The sequence below is a fragment of the Gardnerella sp. KA00255 genome, assembly GCF_049244095.1.
Lineage (GTDB): Bacteria > Actinomycetota > Actinomycetes > Actinomycetales > Bifidobacteriaceae > Bifidobacterium > Bifidobacterium vaginale_F.
The window spans coordinates 1,604,446-1,625,244 of the sequence record NZ_CP058374.1 but is presented as its reverse complement, the minus strand read 5'-3'; the positions used below and the strand labels follow the sequence as shown (position 1 = coordinate 1,625,244).

The 20,799-nt window shown below is 42.9% G+C and carries 9 protein-coding genes; all 9 read right to left on the bottom strand.

Going from position 1 to position 20,799, the window contains the following annotated elements; genetic code table 11:
* Nucleotides 1-12: 12 nt before the first annotated feature.
* The gene (gene prfA / locus HXT51_RS06340; RefSeq protein ID WP_103084779.1) at nt 13-1,110 is read right to left on the bottom strand and encodes a peptide chain release factor 1; all 1,098 of its coding nucleotides are present in this window, start codon (nt 1,108-1,110) and stop codon (nt 13-15) included.
* A 186-nt stretch (nt 1,111-1,296) separates the two neighbouring features.
* Entirely contained in the window at nt 1,297-1,509 is a 213-nt protein-coding gene (gene rpmE / locus HXT51_RS06335; protein ID WP_075523086.1) for a 50S ribosomal protein L31, read from the bottom strand.
* Between the two features lie 180 nt (nt 1,510-1,689).
* Nucleotides 1,690-11,235, bottom strand: coding sequence for an InlB B-repeat-containing protein (locus tag HXT51_RS06330; RefSeq protein WP_421776455.1), 9,546 nt, complete (start codon nt 11,233-11,235; stop codon nt 1,690-1,692).
* A gap of 299 nt (nt 11,236-11,534) precedes the next feature.
* Entirely contained in the window at nt 11,535-12,872 is a 1,338-nt protein-coding gene (gene glnA, locus HXT51_RS06325; protein ID WP_103084777.1) for a type I glutamate--ammonia ligase, read from the bottom strand.
* A gap of 147 nt (nt 12,873-13,019) precedes the next feature.
* The gene (locus HXT51_RS06320; RefSeq protein WP_421776454.1) at nt 13,020-13,922 is read right to left on the bottom strand and encodes a hypothetical protein; all 903 of its coding nucleotides are present in this window, start codon (nt 13,920-13,922) and stop codon (nt 13,020-13,022) included.
* A 98-nt stretch (nt 13,923-14,020) separates the two neighbouring features.
* Nucleotides 14,021-17,575, bottom strand: coding sequence for a DNA polymerase III subunit alpha (gene dnaE / locus HXT51_RS06315; protein ID WP_421776453.1), 3,555 nt, complete (start codon nt 17,573-17,575; stop codon nt 14,021-14,023).
* 45 nt (nt 17,576-17,620) lie between these two features.
* Nucleotides 17,621-18,613 carry an RluA family pseudouridine synthase gene (locus HXT51_RS06310; RefSeq protein ID WP_421776452.1) on the bottom strand — a complete coding sequence of 331 codons (993 nt, stop codon included), beginning with the start codon at nt 18,611-18,613 and terminating at the stop codon, nt 17,621-17,623.
* On the bottom strand, nt 18,606-19,100 hold the full coding sequence (locus HXT51_RS06305; RefSeq protein WP_421776842.1) for a signal peptidase II: 495 nt from the start codon (nt 19,098-19,100) through the stop codon (nt 18,606-18,608). The genes HXT51_RS06310 and HXT51_RS06305 overlap by 8 nt, the downstream gene beginning before the upstream one ends.
* A 162-nt stretch (nt 19,101-19,262) precedes the next feature.
* Nucleotides 19,263-20,576 carry a DivIVA domain-containing protein gene (locus HXT51_RS06300; RefSeq protein WP_103084772.1) on the bottom strand — a complete coding sequence of 438 codons (1,314 nt, stop codon included), beginning with the start codon at nt 20,574-20,576 and terminating at the stop codon, nt 19,263-19,265.
* Between the last annotated feature and the right edge of the window lie 223 nt (nt 20,577-20,799).

Below are 20,799 nucleotides of genomic sequence, written 5' to 3'. Positions count from 1 at the left end.
ACTTATTACTTATTACTTGGCTTGCGCTAAGCGGTCAGCTTCATCTGCCTGAATATCACTGTCGATAACAGGCTGCAAGTCGCCGTTAAGCACTTGGTCAAGATTGTAAGCCTTGTAATTCGTGCGATGATCCACAATACGATTTTCTGGGAAGTTGTATGTGCGGATTCGCTCAGATCGGTCGAGAGAACGCACCTGCGAGTGACGCATATCTGCAGCCTCAGCCGCCTCCTGCTCGTGCTTCATGGCGAGCAAACGAGACTTTAACACGCGCAAAGCTGCCGCACGGTTTTGAATCTGCGACTTTTCATCCTGCATGCTAACAACAATTCCAGTTGGAATATGCGTCATGCGAACCGCGGAATAAGTAGTGTTCACAGACTGTCCACCAGGGCCGGAGCTCATAAAAATGTCGATTTTCAGATCTTTTGGATCGATTTCGATTTCGTCATCGTCTTCGTCTGCTTCTGGGAACACGATTACGCCAGCTGCGGAAGTTTGAATACGCCCCTGCGATTCCGTAACTGGGATTCGTTGCACGCGATGCACGCCACCCTCGTACTTCATGCTCGCCCACACGCCGTCTTCTGGAGCAGGAGTTCCTTTTGCGCGAATCGCAAGCTGAACGTCTTTTACGCCGCCAAGTTCCGTTGAATTTTCGCTTTGGATTACGGTAGTCCAGCCACGCTTTTCAGCATAACGCATGTACATACGCAATAAATCGCCAGCAAACAGAGCCGCTTCTTCGCCGCCTGTGCCAGCTTTAATTTCCATAATCATATCGCGCGCATCATCCGGATCCCTAGGAATTAGCGCTGTGCGTAGCTTTTCTTTTGCTGCTGGGAGTTGATCTTCTAAGCGCTTAGCTTCTTCGGCAAAATCTGGATCGTCGCTTGCCATTTCGTTTGCGGCTTCAAAGTCGTCGCAAAGCTGCTTGTAATTTAGGTAAGCGTTTACGATTGATCCGAGTTCTGCATGCCTGCGGCCGAGCTTTCGAATAGCGTCCGGATTTGATGCAACTTCCGGGCTACCCATACGACTTTCAATATCGCGATACTCTTCTAACGCGGTAACTGCTGCCGGGAACTGTTCCTCTACTGACTCAGCCATCATATTCCTTTTTAGTCACGCTTAACGCGGATTGTAAATTAAAAATTTAAATATCAAATGTAAAACATTAGACACACGTATATTAAACACACGTCAAATGTAAAACATTAAACACGCATTTTTGGCACATAAAACGCCAGCCCCGATTCCGCGAGTTACACGAAAGCAGGGCTGGCGTCACAAAAGCTACTTAGTCTTCTTACCGTAGCGCTTCTCGAAGCGAGCCACGCGGCCGCCGGTGTCGAGAATCTTCTGCTTGCCGGTATAGAATGGGTGGCACTTTGAGCACACGTCAACCGTCATGTGATCGCCATTAGCGGTAGAACGAGTTACGAAAGTGTTGCCGCAAGAGCAGGTAACCTGCACTGCATGATAGTCGGGATGAATACCCTGCTTCATAATGTCTCCTATGGAATTCGGGCGACCCGGGTCGCAAAGCCCCAATAGCTAAGCGTGAACCGGAACCTTCGCTATTCTAGTCACCACCCTCGACGCACTTATAATTCGCATAAAACGCGTTTATAATTCGTATAAAAATGGAGCGCATGAAAAATTCAAACGCTCCAAATTTAAAATAGATTATTTATTATTGCGACGCTTGCGATGGTGCTTGCCAGTCTTTACAACCGCGAGACCGATTGCTGCGATTGCTGCCGACAAAATACCAGCGGATGCAACACTAGACGTGTCACTACCAGTCTTGGCGAGCACAGGCTTTGACTCTGGCTCTTGTTGCGGCTCTTCTGGCTCAGGCTGCTCAGGCTGCTCAACCTCAGGCTCCATAACTTGAGCTTCAGGAATCACAGAAGGCGCAAAATCTGGCACAAACGGAATCTCAGGCGCTGGCACAGGTGCTGGAGTTCGCTGCTCCGGCTCAGGCTCCGGAGTTGGCGACGGAGACGGCGTGTACTCAGGAATCACATCAATTTCCATAGTAATTTCCGCTTCGCGACCGTACTTGTCGGTAGTAGTAAACTTTAGCTCAACTTTTGTCTGGCCGTTTACTACCTTCGGAGTGCCGGAAATTGTGCAGGCAGTGCCAGCGCAATTTGCGTTAATGCCGCTTACAGAATTCTTAACCTGGGGAACTAAATCGTTAATAGTTACTTCCTTGCCGTCTACTGTAATCTTTGTATTCTTAGTATCCGGCGTTCCGTCAGCATTAAGATTGCCTTCAGTCATGTTTTGCAATCTGAAGTTCGTGAAAATACCCTCGCGAGCAGAACCACTAAGCTTAAACTTCATAGGAGCCATCTTCTCGAAGTTTGCAGTAATAGTGGTTTCGTACGTTGGCTGTGGCTCTGGCAGAGAAGTCTCAGGATTTACACCTACACTGCGCAAAAGCTGCTTCAAAGCTTCCAAACTAGACTTCTTAGAGTTGCGAATTATATTTGCAACAAATGATTTACCTGCAGCATCAGCAAGCTCAGCAAGCTTATCGCGTTCAATAGTATTATTAATCTCCAACGGATTAGTAATATTTTGCGCTAGTAAGTTACTCAATGCAGCTAAAGTACTGTTATTAGATTTGCGAATCAACTCAGCTAAGTAATGCTTACCATTACTTTCCGCAATTTTAGCTAATTGTTCTTTCTTCGCTTTATAAATTTCCTTTGCATGCTCCTTTTGAGCTTCACTAAGCAGATTCTGCAATGCAGCCAAAGTGGAATTATGCGAATTACGAATAATCTTTGCCACATATGACACACCATCAACAATAGCTATATTAGCCAATACTTCACGCTCTTCATTGGTAGCTTTACGTTGATCTGCCGGAGCTGCTGGCTTTTCAATCGTCTTAGACGACCAATCCTTAAACACGTATCCCTTATCCGCAAGCACGTCAGGAATATAATCCCTTATTGCATACTCTTTGCCATTACGCACCCAGTAAGTGTGCATTGGCGACTGCATGGTTCCACCCTCGCCAGCTGCATACATTACCTTCGTGTAGTTCTGCGCAATAAATCCATATTCCTTCGTACCTTTTTCTGGCAAATCTTTATCCGCAATAACTTTCGGAAGAACACGAATATGTACCTTAACAGGAACTATTACCTGTTCCTTCTTATCATTCGTGCGAGTAACGTTTACTACGACAGTGGTAATACCCGGCTTAGTAATTGCATTGTTAATATCGTATACGCCAGCACCTTGCACGCCAACAATATTAGGATTCGACTTAGCATCATTCCCGTGCACAAGCTCATCAGGACCAGGTATGCCGTCACCAACGCTTAGAACAATATCCGACGCGTTCACATCGTTAATACGAGCCTGTTTTGCAACATATACGCGAGTTTCTTTTTTAGTATAATCAGGTGATGAAGCATTGAGTTCGTTGCCAGCAGCACCATAAATAGACCAACCACCAAAGCCTTTAAGCTGAACACCTAAATTATCAACTTTATTATTAATATCGTTATAATAGTTACTACTTTCTGGATCAAAGTAGAACACCTTCGGATTGGAAGTGCCGTCAGTCCACCTTCTACCAAAACCTGGTAAGAACAAATGTGGCACGTAATTATCCGGGATCTTCTCATTGGTGCCAGGCTTCAACACGTTATCCACTTTTCTAAAGACAGCTTCGAACTTGGTGTTTTCAGTAAACGACATCTTAGCAATTTGTTCTTTAGTGTAAATATTATCCTTTGATGAATTCCCCGTTTCAACAGAACGTATTACACCAGCACCTGTTGTGTTAGGTGCAGATGCATACAAAGCTACCATTGGCAAAGCAGGAGCTGCAGATGAGGAGGTAGATGCAACAGGTTTCACAGTAGGTGTAGTAGACGCAATACTGCCCTTAACCATCTTCCAGCCAACAAACTCGTAGTGGAAGCTTCTTTCATCGTACTTTTTGCCAGTAGCTTGAGGAGCTTTTATTCCTGTAGTATTGGTTTCTTTACTAGCATTCAAGATGTAATATTCTTTACGGCCCGAAACAGTACCTTCAGTACTATTTGGATTCTCAAACTCTACCTTAACGTATTTATCAGTATTATTTGTAACAAGATTAATCTCACCAGATTCGCCAATAACTGGTGTATCATAATTCTTCTTAATATCATGCTTAGGAGCAGGCTTAGTATCATCCTTCGGCAGACTTTCTGGGTACATCAACTGATAAATAACCTTAAGGCGAGCAACGAGATTATACGGTTCAGGCTTAGCACCATCCTTGTAATTTACTGTAACCTTTAGAGGCACAGTGTACAAAGAAGGCTTAGAAAGCATTTCATTCTCAAATTCTTCTGGCGTCTTACCTTTCGGCAAATCGTAGTCAAATTTTACGTCTTCTATCTCGCCTTTCTTTTTCGCCTCTTTCAAAGCATCAAAACTTTCCTTTGTCAAATACTTTTCTAACGCCGGAAGCTCACTCTTACCTTGCACAGCAACCAAGTAATCAGTCTGAACTTTTGGCTTTGTCCAAGGAGTTTGATCTGCCACGAACTCTTGGAATGGCTTATCAACTTTCCAATCCGAAACATTGTCTATAGGCGTTACTTCCTCTTTGCCATTAATCATTTTGCTTCGAGACCACTTACCAGTAGGGTTGGTGAGATTGTTTTGAAGGAAATCTAACGCCTTTTCTTCTGTAGTGTTACCATCGCTATCCGTAACTTTTACTGTAATATCAGCAAGATTAGCGCCCTTCTTTACGTAGAACACCTTAGGGCCGTCTGAGCCGTCCTTCCACTTTCGTTTTGGAGCAGGCTTGAATATTGCAATTACAGAATCCTTAGGAACTGTTCCGTTGTCAGACGAACTGGAGAAGTAGTCGATTCGCTTGTAAATAGCGTGGTAAGTTACGCCGTTGTCTAAATTGACATTCTTGTAACGGTCGCTTGAATTTATATCAAACGTCTGCTCTTGCTTCTTCTCCTCTGGCTTCTGCTCATCTGGCTTCATCGTGCCAGAAGAAGGCGTACTAGCAGAAGGCGTACTAGTAGTCGGCTCTACAACCTTAGTCACCCAACCCTTGAATACGTAGTGGTAATGCTGGCCGTTATAATCCTTACCGAAAGCTTGCGGCACGCGGATTCTAACATCCTTATTCTTATAAACGTAAGCAGTAAGCGTAGTTATTCCGCTAGTAGAAGAACCAGTATTACCTCCATCGTGACCAATAATAGTGCCTTCATCATTCTTACCGGTAAAGGTAATCGGCACGTAGTCGTCAGCATGCTTGCTGCCGTACTCTGTAGCCTTAAACTTACCCCAATCGCTTGCGTACACCAAATCTGGCAGCACGCGGTACAGCACTTCAGCTGCAGCAGTGTTGCCATCAAGATGTACTTGCACTTTAATCTTGTGCAAGCCCGGAGTGCTGTCAAACCTTTCGCCAGGCGCAAAGCTGAACTTAGCGTTACTTGGATACTTATCAGCATTCTTTATAAGCTCTTTAGCTGAATTATCATCCAGACTCAAAGCATCTGTTGGTTTCAAAACCTTAGTATCGATTGCAACAGGAGCTTTTAGCTTGAATTTAACAGTGTAAATAACCTTCGGATTAGGTTGAGACTCAGAAAGAATTGGCAGACGGTCGAAACCATCAGTATGTGTTTGCCCACCATGTCCATCATCTATATAAATCTTAGAAGTCCAGACATCAAACTCATATCCAGGCTTCGCTTTAACTGTTGGAAGCGGCATCTGATATGCCTTCGTGCCCTTAATTGCGTCGTACACAAGAGCAGAGCCGTCGGCTACATTACTTCCTTGCCAGTCAACAACGCTACCCATAGAGCCTTGGCCATCAGCCACTTTAAACACGTAGCGCGTGTAGTTGGTTGGGCGAGATTGAGCATCATCCTGGCGCTTAAGCACGCGAACGTCTTTATATTTGAAGGTGTATGTTTTTTCGCCAATCTGCTTGCCATCTTTGCCAATAGCGTATTCAATATTCTGCTGCGTAGTTTCCGGCATAAAGCCTTCAATCGGCTTGTAGAACGCTACGTCGTACTTTCGATTTACAGAGCTGACTTCGCTTTCTGGAAGAAGATCCTTGCCGTCTTGATCAATATACTTTACCTTATACTTGCGCGTATTGTACGTTTGGTAAATAAACTCGCCAGTATTCTGATCCTCGTCCTTCGAGGCTTCAAAGCTCGTGAACTGCTTATCTGGGAAGTGCGTTTCGTCACTGTAGACTGCTTCCGCATTGTAGCGCAAATGCTCGCGCAAGCCGGAAACCGTTTGAGTAGAAATGTGGTCCACCATCGCGGCTTTGGCTGATTCGGAAAGACCAGGCTGCTTATAGTCAGTAAACGTGTACCCTGGCTTTAAGAATATATGCTTAAAAGTACCGTTGTAGCGAGTATCCTTAACCCACACTGCATCAAGCGTTATATCTTCTACTACTTTGTTGCCAAAAGCGTACGGAAGTTTTGTGCCGTTCTTGTCAATTTCCCAGCCGTAGAAGTCGTAGCCTTTGCGTGTTGGAACCTTTATATCTTTATTTTCCTTAATAACATAGTAGTGATCGAACTGCTGTTTCGTAACTACGTTAGAGTCCTTTATTTCATTGCCGTTTTCGTCAATTTCAGGCATGTGGTAGTTAAGCGTTACAGTGTGCTTAATATCAGTTGGCTTACCCCACGCAGCGTAAAGCTTAATGCCGTTGACTGGCATTGTAAAATCTTTAGCTTTGCCTTTAGCTTTGCCTTCGCCTTCAGTACCTTCACTATTGTCATTTATCTTGCCATTTATAAGATGAATACCGGCTTGATCAACAGCCCAGCCTTTAAACACGTAGTCTTTTGGCAAATTTTCAGGGCGAACGATGGAGTACTTAGTACCATTAAGCGTGAAAGTGTACTTGCCGTCGAACTGCTTAGACGTATCGTCAGCATCGTCTTTAGTTACAGAAGCATCGTAAGACTTAACGTTGCCACCGTCGTAGTACAAGTCTGCATCTTCGCCCGTCAATTTAGCATTGCCGCGCTTAGTCAAGCTATACTCAAACGGCAGTTCTTCTGTAGCAGCGACATTATCTTTTGTTATAGCATTGCCGTCCGCATTATAAAACTGCACAGCGTACTTCTGGCGGTCGTACCTAAACTCAAGTGGTTTGTTATCATCAAATTCAGTTGCATCACCAGTATAACCTTCTTGTTCATCTACTGGAACGCCCCTATACTTTCGAAATGCTAAATGATACTTTTTAGCAAAAGCTTTCTGCTCATCCTCACTTAAATCATCCCACTCCCCATGATCATGAGATTCGTTATACCACTCTTCCAGCTTACCTTCAAAGTCGTCTGAATCTAACGCATCACCAACTCTTGCCGTATCATAACCATCAGCAGGATTAAAACCAGCAATAGATGGAGCTGGATAATCATAGTCACCGCTAGGAGTATCATCTTTGCTATAAGAATCGGTAGAAAGCTCATAATCGTCCTCGCTTATGTCACCACCCTTTTTAGCAGAGGCAATACTTTGCTTCCTAATAATCACCTGTATAGGCTGACTTTGATTACTTTTATCAGCAGTAAGCAGACGCTGATTATCTTTTAACTCGTGTGTAACTTGAGGGTTATGCTCAGGGTCATCGCTAATTTTAGGTATTACTTTGTCTTTTGGATTTTTTTTAAAAGCAGCACGCCAACGAGGGTCAGCAAATTCTTCTTTAGTAAAACGATACGGAGGAGTGTCACGATACTTTACAACCCCTGCAAATCCAAGCTGCCACCCTAAAGAGCCTTTTCCCTCTTCACTAAAATATAATTCATTTACATCAGGCCAAATATCAGTAAGCTTTTGACCGTAACGAACATTTACGCGGTAGCCTTTATGGTTAATCTCAGTGCCATGCTCATCCTTGTCTTTACCAACATACTTATCTGAGCAACCGCCACCGCCAGCATAGCAATAAATAGTTGTTTTGCCGTTTTCATCTTTTCTTTTTATAGCAGCATTGTCACCATTATCTACGCCAGCCGGCTTAGCAAAAATAAGCTCATAAGTATTGCGATCGTAAACTAAGTTAAGAGTGTTGTTTAAGTCGTTCGCGCAAAGCTTCGCTTTACTACGTTTGCCTAAATCTGGACGACCCGGCACAAAATCATGTTGCTCATTGTTAAGCTTTTTAGTAAGATCCTTATTCACGTGGAAGTAGCGCGTGAATATGTCCTTGTAAACTCTATTATCCCAATTAGGGGTTTTAGCATCAATAGGACCTGTAACATAATTACCGCTAGAATCTTTAAGGTAATTGCTTTCGGCACCAGGATTAGTGGTATCATACCCTTCCAAGTTTGTTACGTGCGTATCGTTCATCCAGTTGAACTTTGCAATTAAGCCAGTTTCGTGTTTAGAATCTTTGCCTTGCAACTCTTCTTTAGTTAAGCCAAGCTCCGGGTTCTTTACATACTCAGTTTCGCTTGCGCCATTAAGCTTACTAGCATCATCAACAACGCCAGCGTCATTCATCTTATCAAGCGCAACTTCACTGTCTGTTTGCACATTCTTGCGCTCAACAAGGCCAACAAAGTCGTAGTTTACAAGCGAATCCGGATGCTCTTTGTCAACCAAATCTGCCTTTTGCACCCACACGTTCACGCGGTAGCTGGTAGCCTCGTTAGCCGACCAAGCTGCGCGGAATTGCACATTGTGATCCGGCATCTTGTAGTTAAGCGCTTCATTAGTTACAGACCTATTAGAAGTACTTGAGCGATTAGCGCTCTCCCCCGGTTCTACTATCTGCCATCCAAGGAACGTATGACCACGATACGTAGGTTCTGTAACCTCAGGCACTTCCTGGCCATAATACACTTTTTGAGCAGTAACATCCGTGCCGCCAGCAGAATCGTAAGTAACTTCATACGCTTTACGGTAGTATCGAAGGTTCAAAACAAGCTTGTCTTTTTCATCTTCAGAATCCGAAAGCGGCGAACTAATAAGATTGTGCTCTGGTTCATAGCCTGGAATATACGTTGAAACAGCTGTTACATCCGAGCCAACCGTGCCAGTAATCTCTGTAACATGAATAACTTCTTTAGTTGTTGTAACGCTGCCATCGTCGTTGGTGGTTTTATGTTCTACAACAATTGGTTTGCCGATATTAGGCGCTTCTTCAAACTCATCTTTATTGTCAAGCTTTTGCAACAAGTGACGCACATAGTACTTAGCTGTTTTAGGAGCGTAGTTGATGTTCAACTCGCCGTAGTACTGAATACCGTCGTCTGAACCCGACTGCGTAGACGATGTATTCTGCGAAGTTTGAACACTATTATTGCTTTCAACAGCCTGCCTTTTCTTTACAGCGTAATCCGTAATCAGCTTCTTGCTTAAACGCAAGTAGCGAATAGCATCCGCATCCGTGCCATCGTCAATAACGAACTTGCTGTTAGCTCCCTCAACTTTTTTAACGTAGTACTGGTAATCCCCAGAATGATATACGGACGGGCGGTATCCAGCAGCTTTTGGAAGCTCAATGTATTCATATTTGCCGTCTTTGCCGAGATTATTTAAGAAGCCTTCGTCAATCGTAAGCTCGTACGGCTGCACAAGCTGCTTATTCGCAGCACCGCCAATCGTATAGCGAATTTTCAAATTGTACGTAGCTTTTGGCTTTTTGTCGGTTTGTACCTGACCATTGGCTTCACTGGTGCTGCCAGCCTCTGGATTATCTGTATTCGGCTTAATTACCTGACTATTTGGATCAGTTGCTGTGTTATTAGTTGCTGAGCCGGTGTTTGTTGTGCCAGTGTTCTGTGTGCCAGCGCCCTGTGTACCAGCGTTCTGCGTAGAAGCAGGTGAAGGCGTTGGATCATTGTTCGAAGTAGACCTAGGCTCTGAAGTAGGTGTTGAGCCAGCAGTTGAAGGAGCGCCGTTTTTATTTGCTCCTTGAACACCTGTATTTGTACCTTCTGCACTGCTTTGCGAACCTTGTGCAGCGGCATTGCCTTGTGTACTTGGCTTTTCCGCAGTTGGGTTAGCTGTAGTTCCAGCACCAGCATTAGATTCTGCACCTGCCGAAGATGTGGAAGCAGAAGGTGCAGATACATTACCTGCAGGAGCCGCAGACGGAGTTTCAGGTACATTATTTGCAGGAGCCGCAGGAGCACTTGTTGTTGTAGTTACAGTATGCTCATTCGCAGGATTAGTGTTCTCAGAATCAGTATTCGAAGTAGCAGGCTTTGCGCTTTCAGCATTTCCAGACTGCGCATTTGCAGGCTGCTGATTTTCAGCTGGATTAACCTCAGCAGGCTTAACGCCACCAGCATTTTCTTCCGGTTGCTTTGTTTCTGAAGGTTGCTTTGCATCTTGTTTCGCAGTTGGCGTTGATTCAGGCTTTACTTCTGTTGACTTCGCATCTGTTGGCTTCGCATCTGTTGGATCTGCGTTTTCTTTCTCAGTCTTTGCAGCAGGCTTTGCACTTGCAGTCTGTGAAGTTTCTGGTTGCACAGGCTGATTCTCTGCAGGAGTCTCAACTGATGGCTTTACTTCTGGCTGCTTAGCTTTCGAAGAATCAGAGGACTGAGCAGTAGCTTCTGGATTAGTTGATTCCGGCTTTGTAGCTACTGTACCCTTAGCAGCTGTCTCCGTCTTTGGTTGTTGCGCAGTTGTATCTGGCTTCGCAGTCTTTTGATTATCTTGCCCATTAACACCAGCAGTATTAACACCGGCAGGAGCACCAACAGCAGGATTAGTATCACTAGAAGCATCACCACTTCCATCAACCGCACCACTGTCAGTACCAGCACCAGCATTATCACCAGCCACACCGGTCGCACCATTGCTTCCGGCCACACCAGCACCAGCACCATTGCTTCCATCCACACCGTCAACACCAGCACCGGCCACACTATTATTAATAGACTTCATTGCTTCTGCAGCAAGTCTATTAGCCGTACGCTTACTTAAATCACTTGAAACAGGCGATAGAGGCTCAAGAAGATTCTTATGAGTTTTTTTAATTGATCTACGAACTACACTCTCATCTGCCAAAGTACGCTTATACTCTGAAACCTGAGCTGCAGCAGAAGAAGGAAGAATCATGGCAAGAGTCGAAACGAGAACCATAGATGCAGCTGTAACATTTTTACGGTTCACTCTTTTATGAACTTTTTTACTTCTTTTTTTAGCATCAACTTCATTAACGTTAGCGCTCATACTAATCCCTACACAAAGCAAAACATTATTTGTAACGTACACTTATAAATTAAGGGCACAAAACTCTTGGCAGCACTCATACCTAAGCATTAAGTATTTAAACATCTCAATGCATATATGCAAACAAACTATACATATGGTATTGACAGTCCAAGTACGTATTATACCAACACATGCTTACAAAAAATTGCAATAATAGCAATGCCAATAGCAATATTTACAGCAACAATACCGGCACAAAATCAGCAACAACGCCGGCAACAATACTGGCGACAAAACCAGCAAAAATACCAGCAAAACTACAACCTAGGCAGATACTTCTCAAGTTCAAAAGGCGTTACCTGACGACGGTATTCTTCCCACTCTTGATGCTTATTACGCAAGAAGTATTCAAAAGCATGCTCGCCAAGCACACTAGCCACAAAATCAGATTTCTCCATAATCTTCAAAGCTTCATCCAAAGATTCAGGAAGCGGTTGAATACCCATTGCCTGACGCTCAGCATCAGTAAGCTCCCAAACATCATCGCTTGTAGGATCACATAAAGTCATCTGCTTATCAATACCATCTAAGCCAGCAGCCAAAAGCACAGAATATGCAAGATAAGGATTTGCTACAGGATCGAGCGCACGGAATTCCATACGGCAAGAATTACCCTTACCAGGCTTGTATTGCGGCACGCGAAGAAGCGCAGAACGATTACTATGACCCCAGCAAACATAGCTAGGAGCCTCAGCACCGCCCCAAAGTCGCTTATAGGAATTCACATACTGATCAGTAACAGCGCAAATTTCCGAAGCATGATGCAAAATACCAGCCGCAAACTGACGCGCAATAAGCGACATATTAAACTCTTGACCAGCCTCATAAAAAGCGTTAGCATCCCCTTCAAACAAACTCAAATGAGTATGCATACCGGAACCAGGCTGATCCGTTAAAGGCTTAGGCATAAAGCTTGCATACATTCCACGCTCAAGAGAAATTTCCTTAACCACAGTGCGGAAAGTCATAATATTATCTGCTGTAGTAAGAGCATCCGCATAACGCAAATCAATCTCGTTTTGGCCAGGGCCACCCTCATGATGCGAATACTCAACAGAAATACCCATTTGCTCAAGCATGCTAACAGCACTGCGACGGAAATCCATAGCTGAACTTCTAGGCACGTGATCAAAATACCCGCCCTCATCAATAGGAACAGGAGTTTTAGACCAATCATCCTGAGCTTCGAACAAATAAAACTCGATTTCAGGATGCACGTAGAAAGTAAAACCTTTTTCTTTTGCTTTAGCGAGCGCAGTCTTTAAAACGTGACGAGGATCTCCAAGAGACGGCTCACCATCTGGAGTCAAAACATCGCAAAACATTCTTGCTGTACCCTGAGGGCCACCATGCCAAGGGAGAATTTGGAATGTAGAAGGATCCGGCTTGACAATCATGTCATCCTCTAAAATACGAGTCATGCCTTCTATGGCAGATCCGTCGAATCCTATACCCTCTTCAAAAGCTGTTTCTAGTTCAGCTGGAGCAATCGCTACAGATTTTAACGTTCCTAACACGTCTGTGAACCATAGGCGAATAAATCGTACGTCACGCTCTTCAACCGTACGTAAAGCGAACTCTTGCTGTCTATCCATAATCTACAGTCCAATCATATACACGTTAGGCATTGTTATTGTATTCTCATTATCCCCTATATATATAAGTTTTTATAAATATAAGCGATGAATTTACCTATTGTTAATTTGTTATCGTATAAAAATTACGATATAAATCTATTGCATTTATAATCCATACTTGCTGAAATATTTTTTGCAAATCGATAGCGCACCGTCAAAAGTTATATCTTCAGGGTCAAAACTTTCAACAGAAGGATGAAAATCTTTCATAGTTTTCAGTCCTAAAACAACATCTTCTACTTCTTCAGATAAGAAAGTTAAAGCTACAGGAGAAGGAAGAAAAGCATCTCTTTTTTCGCCGTACTTATACATTGAAGTTTCAAGTTTATTAGCTCGATTAACAATAAGTATCATTTCCATATCGCCAAGTAAATCACTTAATCTTAATACTGCGGCTTCAGGCTCATCGTTATCGAGATTCTTCAATAATGCAACAGCAGCAGTTCCAGTCATAACGCAAATAGACGGGATCTGCGAGATTTTACAAAATGCTGATAATAAATCCGCTCCCTCGCAATATGTGATAATTATTGCAGAACGAGCTTTTTGTCCGGTTAAACCTTCAAGAGTATCTTCAAACGACGTTTCCTCTTCGAACTTTCTAGCAGCTTCTTCAGCTTCTTTGCTGCGATGCATTTTGCTTAAATCTATAGTATCGGGAATGTCGTCATATATTCCATACGAATCGCTAGATTCTGAATCATCGGAAGAATCGTCGGCAGAATTATCAGCAGAATTATCAGCAGAATCCTCGGAAGAATCGTCTGCAGAATTTCCAGAATTACCAGCATCGTTCACACTATTTGCATTATTAAATTCGCGTTCGAAACTGGCTAATGCGGCATCAAGCTCAGCATCCGTAAACGACGTTCTCATACTAGAACTATCACCCTTTGATGAAGAATTACCTAAATTATTCTGCTCATTCTGATTATTCTGCTCATTTTGATTATTCTGAGAATCTTCATTAGAATACAAAGATTCCTTATCGTCGAATTCCTTACTCATCCCTATGCAACTCCTCTTTATTTGCACAATTATTTACACAATTTAACAAACTCATACAATGCGTCTATACAACAATAAAACAATTATACATTTTACGACTAAGCACTTGGTAAACAACTAGGGCCAAACAAGATCTTAATTTCAGCAAAAAGCGAAGTATCTCGTTTAACTCTGTACTTATCACCAAAAACAAATACGTGAGCATTACCTTTATCGTCTATCATAGCTAAATTAACTTCGCAACAACCCGGGTGCTCACTTAAAACAGAACTCAACTTATTCAAGCGAACACGATTAATAGCAGAATGAGGAAGCACAATAGTAATAGGACGCGAATCAATAGACTCTAAAGAAGGCACTTCAAAATCAGTTGCACGCAAGGAAACAGTTTCATCACGAAACTCAACTTCACCGCGAATTTGAGCAACCTGATCAATAGCAAACTCATTAGCAGCAGCCTCATAAGCCTTACTAAAGAACATGCATTGTATTGAACTTTCCATGTCTTCTAAAGTAACTATCGCCCAAGCATTACCCTTTTTAGAAACACGACGATCAACGCTTGTAATTAAACCAGCTAAAGTAACTTGCTGACGCTCCCCCATTGTTTTCGCTTTATCAATAAGCTGCGCAATAGACATATCACTCAAACTCGTTAGAACAGCTGAAAGACCACTTAAAGGATGATCAGAAACGTAAAGACCAAGCATTTCACGTTCAAAATTAAGCTTAGTTTTCTTATCCCACTCTTCAACATCAGGCACACTAATATCAACATCGCCTAAAAGCGACTCGCCATCATCGTCAAAATGAGAGAATAAATCAAACTGACCTTCCGCCTGCTTACGCTTAAGCGGTATAACAGAATCAATCATAGGCTCACAAATTTGCCAAATAGCACGCCTATTAGGATCAATCGAATCAAAAGCTCCAGCTTTAATCAAAGATTCAACAAGCCTACGATTAAGCGCTGTAAAAGGAACTCGTTTCACAAAATCTTTGAAGTTTACAAAACGTCCTTTAGAAGACTCACGCTCAGCAATAATATCGTTTACTGCTTTATCTCCAACATTACGAATAGCACCCAAACCAAAGCGAACAACGTCTCCAACAGCAGAATATTCAAGCACGGACTCGTTCACATCAGGCTGCAAAACCTGAATACCCATGCGGCGCGCTTCACCCAAGTAAAGAGCTGTCTTATCTTTATTAGTGCGTTCGTTTTGAAGCAAAGCTGCCATAAATTCCACAGGATAATGCGTTTTCAAATACGCAGTCCAATAAGAAATCAAGCCGTAAGCAGCAGAATGAGCCTTGTTAAACGCGTAACCAGAGAACGGGACTAGCACATCCCAAACAGCTTGAGCAGCCTCCTGAGAATACCCATGTTCCTTCATGCCTTCAAAGAAAGGAACCTGCTCTTTTGCTAGCACTTCAGGCTTCTTCTTGCCCATTGCTCGACGCAAAACATCTGCCTTACCAAGACTATATCCAGCTAAAATACGCGCAGCAGACTGCACCTGCTCCTGGTAAACAATCAAACCATAAGTTTCACCAAGAACATCCTTCAAAGGCTCAGCAACTTCTGGATGAATAGGAGTAATCTCTTGCAAACCATTTTTGCGCTTAGCGTAATTAGTATGCGAATCCATATCCATAGGGCCAGGTCTGTAAAGCGCAATCAAAGCCGAAATATCGTTGAAATTATCTGGCTTTAACGTACGCAGAAGCGCGCGCATACCATCGGAATCAAGCTGGAAAACACCTAAAGTATCTCCCCTAGCAAGAAGTTGATAAGTGGCTTTATCATCCAAAGGTATTTTCGTATAATCAATCAACTCATGACGATTATGCTCAACATTTCGAATCGTATCGCGAATAACAGTCAAATTAGAAAGACCTAAAAAGTCCATTTTAACTAGACCCAAAGTTTCGCAAGTATGATACTCAAAAGTCGTAGTAATCGTGCCATCAGTGCGCTCTAAAAGCGGCGAAGTGTTAGTTATAGGCTCCGAACCCATGATTGTAGCGCAAGCGTGAACACCAGTTTGACGAATCAAACCCTCAATACCCTTGGCTTCTTCAGTAATACGCCTAGTATCAGGATCGGACTCATACATTTCGCGGAACTCGCGCGCTTCAGCATAACGCTTGTTTTTTTCGTCGAAAATATCGCGCAAGCTCATATCTTTACCATTTTTAGGAGGAGGCAAGATCTTCGTTATTCTTTCTCCAACAGAAAACTCATATCCCATAATTCGAGCTGAATCTTTAAGAGCCTGCTTAGTTTTAATAGTTCCATAAATCACACACTGAGCTACTTTATCTCTACCGTATTTTTCACCCACGTATTCAAGAACCTTAGCGCGACCATCCGGGTCAAAATCAACATCAATATCAGGCAATGAAACTCGCTCAGGATTTAAGAATCGTTCGAAAATCAGACCGTGCTTCATAGGATCAAGCTCTGTAATACCCATTGCATACGCAACCATTGCGCCTGCAGCCGAACCACGTCCAGGGCCAACCATAACACCATGCGCTTTAGCCCAATTAATATAATCCGCAACAACTAAAAAGTATCCACAGAATTGCATTTGGCAAATCACGCCGCACTCGTAGTCAGCTTGCTTAAGAACCTCTATAGGAACGTTGTTATCGTAACGCCTCTCCAAACCTTCTTCGACTTTTTTAAGGAATAGCGAAGTCTCATCCCAACCTTCCGGGCAGTCAAATTGAGGCATAAAAGCGCCATCCTCACCGTCATCAAACATAACGTTACAACGACGAGCAATCTCAAGCGTATTATCGCAAGCTTCAGGAAGCTCCTTAAAAAGTTCGCGCATTTGCTCAGCAGACTTCAGATAATAACCAGAACCGTCAAATTTAAAACGGTCAGGATCATCCAAGCGCGAGCCTGAATTAATGCAAAGCATAGCATCCTGCGCTTCGCGATCTTCTTCATGAACGTAATGCAAATCGTTCGTTGCAAGAAGAGGAGCATTAAGACGCTTAGCAATTTCAAGCAAATCTTTAGTTACGCGCGTTTCAATAGAAAGCCCGTGATTCATAAGCTCAATAAAGAAATTATCTCGACCAAAAATATCTTGAAACTCGCCCGCAGCACGTAAAGCCTCATCAAACTGACCTAAACGAAGACGAGTCTGAATAATACCAGATGGGCAGCCAGAAGATGCTATAACACCCTTAGAATAAGTTGATAACACTTCCTTATCCATACGCGGGTAACGCATAACACGGCCTTCAAGATTTGCAACAGATGACGCTTTAAGAAGATTCGTTAAACCTTCATCGTTTTGCGCCCACAAAGTCATATGCGTGATCAAACCGCCGCCAGAAACATCATCTGCATGTTGCTCTTCCGTGCCCCAATGCACGCGGCTTTTATCTTGTCTTGCAGTTTCAGGAGTAACATAAGCTTCAATGCCAATAATCGGCTTAATACCAGCCTTTACAGCCGTACTCCACATTTCGTACGCACCGTGCATATTGCCGTGATCCGTAATAGCTACAGCTGGCATACCTAATTCTTTAGCACGATTAACCAAATCTGGAATTTTAGAAGCTCCATCAAGCAATGAATAATGCGTGTGATTGTGCAAATGTACAAAATTGGTTTCCGGCTGACTCATAGACGATATTCTATAAGCGAAAGCTGACCTCTAAAATCAAAAATGCTATTTTGATAACGCTCGCATGGCTTCTAAAGCGTGTTGCAAATCTGAAGGATACTGCGACTTTAACGTAATAATTTTACCGGTAGTAGGATGCGTAAAAGTAAGTTCCATAGAATGCAACCATTGACGTTGCAACCCAAGTTCCTGAGCAAAAACTGGATTCGCGCCATACATTGAATCCCCTACCAAAGGATGGCCTATAGAAGAAAAATGCACTCGTATTTGATGCGTGCGGCCGGTTTCCAAATTAATACTAGCGAGAGTAGCTCTTCCAAAACGTTCAAGCACATCCCAGTGAGTTACAGCAGGCTTTCCATCAGAAGTAATAGTAAAACGAAAATCAGATACTTTTGCGCGCCCTATAGGAGCCTCAATAGTTGCTTTATTTTGCGCTAAATCTCCTTGAACAAGCGCATGATATGTTTTTTTAACGCTATGATTTGCAAACTGCTTTTTCATTACTTCATAAGCAAAATCTGTTTTACAAACCAGCATTAATCCGCTTGTTCCAACGTCTAATCTGCTTACGATTCCTTTGCGTGATTCATCGCAAACGGTTGTTTTTATATCTATTCCAGCAGCTTCTATGCATTCTGGGACTGTCGGCCCGCTCCATCCTTTTGCTTCGTGAGATGCAACTCCAACAGGCTTATCTACAACAACAACATCGTCATCGTTATAAATTATTGGAATGTCACGTATAGCAGATTTACTATTTTGCTCTTCTTTTTGTTGTGCTGTTACTTTTTCTTCTTCCGTTCCTTTTTGATTCGCACTTTCTTTTTGATCTGCGCTTTCTTTTTGATCAACAACAATCGTATCTCCATCTTGCAAAATGGAGGATTTTTGCGATTTTCTACCTAAGATTTTTGCTTGGTTACGCTCAATAAGAGATATCGCATTTGCACGCGAAACTCCCATTAGCTTTGATAAGCAAACGTCAAATCTGCAGCCGGAAAATTGGCTAGTAACTTTAAAGCAAATATCACTCATCGGCACGCTCTAAAAGAGGAATCCCAATCAAAATAAGGCATACAACTGCGATTCCTGCAAACATAAGCTCAATATCTGCAACATTTCCAACAGACCAACCGTAGTTTATAAAATCTACGACTTTGCCATTCAAAAAACCTTGAGCATATTGCGCTCTATCAATGAGATTTCCAAAAGCTCCAGCAAACGCTAGAGCAAACGCAATAGTCCAATACAAAGATTTTGTGTGCTTAATAGCCGCTATCATGGCACCACAAGCAGCACAAGCTAATACGCTAATAACCCATGTAAAAGAAGAACCTAAGCCAAATGATGCTCCAGGATTTCGTACAAGAGTTAAAGAAAGCAAGTGTGGGAAAACTTCAATATTTTTCCCACTGCTAAGCGCTGACAAAGCCCAAATTTTCGTTATGCGATCTAGCACAACGCCAACAAAAACAATCAGTGCAAAAACGGCTGCGCGAGTACGCAGCCGTTTCACACGCACATCTCTATGCGTCAATTTTTATCCGATCTGTAATAGCGAAATAGTATCGGCTCTAGCGCGCAAACACTTAAAATTAATCTAAAACTAGTCTGAAAATTAACCTAAAAATTAATCTAAAACTAATTTAACAATTAATCTAAAATTACGCGCTTGTGCAGAAAACTACTCCTTCTTATCTTCAGTGGAAGCTTGCTTCTGACCTAATGAGTCATAAGTATTTGCATCGGAAACTTGAGCAACAAGCTGTCCAAGGAAATCAGTCAAGCGAGCACGATATTCAGTTTCGAACTGCTTAAGGCTCTGAATATTACCTTCGATAACTTTAGTTTGCTTCTCAAGATTCTCACGTACCTGGCGAGCATAAGCATCGGCCTTAGTGCGAGTATTAGCGTCATAGTCGGCAGCACGATGCTGAACTTCAGCTTCATACTGATCAGCTTGCTCATGAACTTGCTTAGCGTAATCATCTGCAGCTTGACGAACCTTGCCTGAATAAGCATCAGCTTCATTATGCGCACGAGCGGCATAAGCATCGGCGTCAGAACGAGTACGTGCAGAGTAATCATCTGAATCACCACGAGTCTGCTTGCTGTATGTATCTGCTTCAGAACGTGTGCGATTAGAGTAATCATCAGCCTTTGCAATAACTTCGTTATAACGAGCTTGGCTTTCTTCAACAATCTGCTGAGCCTTAGCCTTGCCCTTATCAACATATTGATCATGAAGTTGCATAGCAAGAGTCAACATTGCAGTAGCGCGTTCAGGCTCAGATCCTGAAACTTCAGCACCAGCGCCAGCAATCTTCTGCAAGCTACCGGTTTCAGTATTTGGTTCGAGCTTAGAAACTTGCTTACGCAACTGTTCCTCGCGCTGACGAGATTCTTCAAGTTGGCGAGCTAAATCTTGGAACTTAGCATTTTCTTGCTGTGTAACAACAAGCTGCTGACGAATATTGTCAAGTTCTCGACCCAAATTCTCACTGCTTGCACGGAAGTCATCACGCTCACGCTTAACAGTTTCAAGTTCCTTCGCAGCTGCCTTATCGTCATTATCAGACTTAGCTGCTTGTGCTGTAAGCTGATCAATTTGATTGCTCATAGCGTCAAGTTGCTCCTTAAGTTGCTGATTCTGCGCAGACAAAGCGCGGTTGCTTTCTTCTGCTTCAGTAAGCTTTGCAGAAACAACATCTTCCTTATCGGAGCCTTCTTTAGAAGCTGCACGCAAAGATTCATTTTCCTTGGTTAAAGATTCAACCTTAGAAGTAAGCTCAGCAATCTTCTTATTTAATCCTGCAACATCCTGTCCCAAAGACTGAGTTGAAGCCCCAAGTCCTTGAACAGCTTGCTGACCAAGAGCTTCGATTGTTTCGGTGACTTGATCCAAAAAGTCGTCAACCTCGTCGACGTCATAACCACCTTTAAAACGAACAATCTGGAAAGTATGCTCTCGGATATCTTTAGGCGTTAAAAGAGTCATAATGCATTACACCTCACTTTTGGGGACTATGCTCCAAGATATATATCTATTTGATGCTATCACGTTGAGTAACCAATTACAGCAAAACACGAGTATAAAAAATAAAATTAATAATATTATTTATTTTTACTGCCTACTTTTAGTATCTACTTTCACGATTTGCTTTCAATATCTGCTTTCGCTGCCAACTCTCGCTGCTACTCTCGCTGTCAACTTTCGCTGT

Coding starts and splice junctions, on each gene's coding strand:
- HXT51_RS06320 (WP_421776454.1), bottom strand. CDS start 13,922: ATGAGTAAGGAATTCGACGATAAGGAATCTTTGTATTCTAATGAAGAT.
- HXT51_RS06310 (WP_421776452.1), bottom strand. CDS start 18,613: ATGAGTGATATTTGCTTTAAAGTTACTAGCCAATTTTCCGGCTGCAGA.
- prfA (WP_103084779.1), bottom strand. CDS start 1,110: ATGGCTGAGTCAGTAGAGGAACAGTTCCCGGCAGCAGTTACCGCGTTA.
- HXT51_RS06330 (WP_421776455.1), bottom strand. CDS start 11,235: ATGAGCGCTAACGTTAATGAAGTTGATGCTAAAAAAAGAAGTAAAAAA.
- dnaE (WP_421776453.1), bottom strand. CDS start 17,575: ATGAGTCAGCCGGAAACCAATTTTGTACATTTGCACAATCACACGCAT.
- rpmE (WP_075523086.1), bottom strand. CDS start 1,509: ATGAAGCAGGGTATTCATCCCGACTATCATGCAGTGCAGGTTACCTGC.
- glnA (WP_103084777.1), bottom strand. CDS start 12,872: ATGGATAGACAGCAAGAGTTCGCTTTACGTACGGTTGAAGAGCGTGAC.
- HXT51_RS06300 (WP_103084772.1), bottom strand. CDS start 20,576: ATGACTCTTTTAACGCCTAAAGATATCCGAGAGCATACTTTCCAGATT.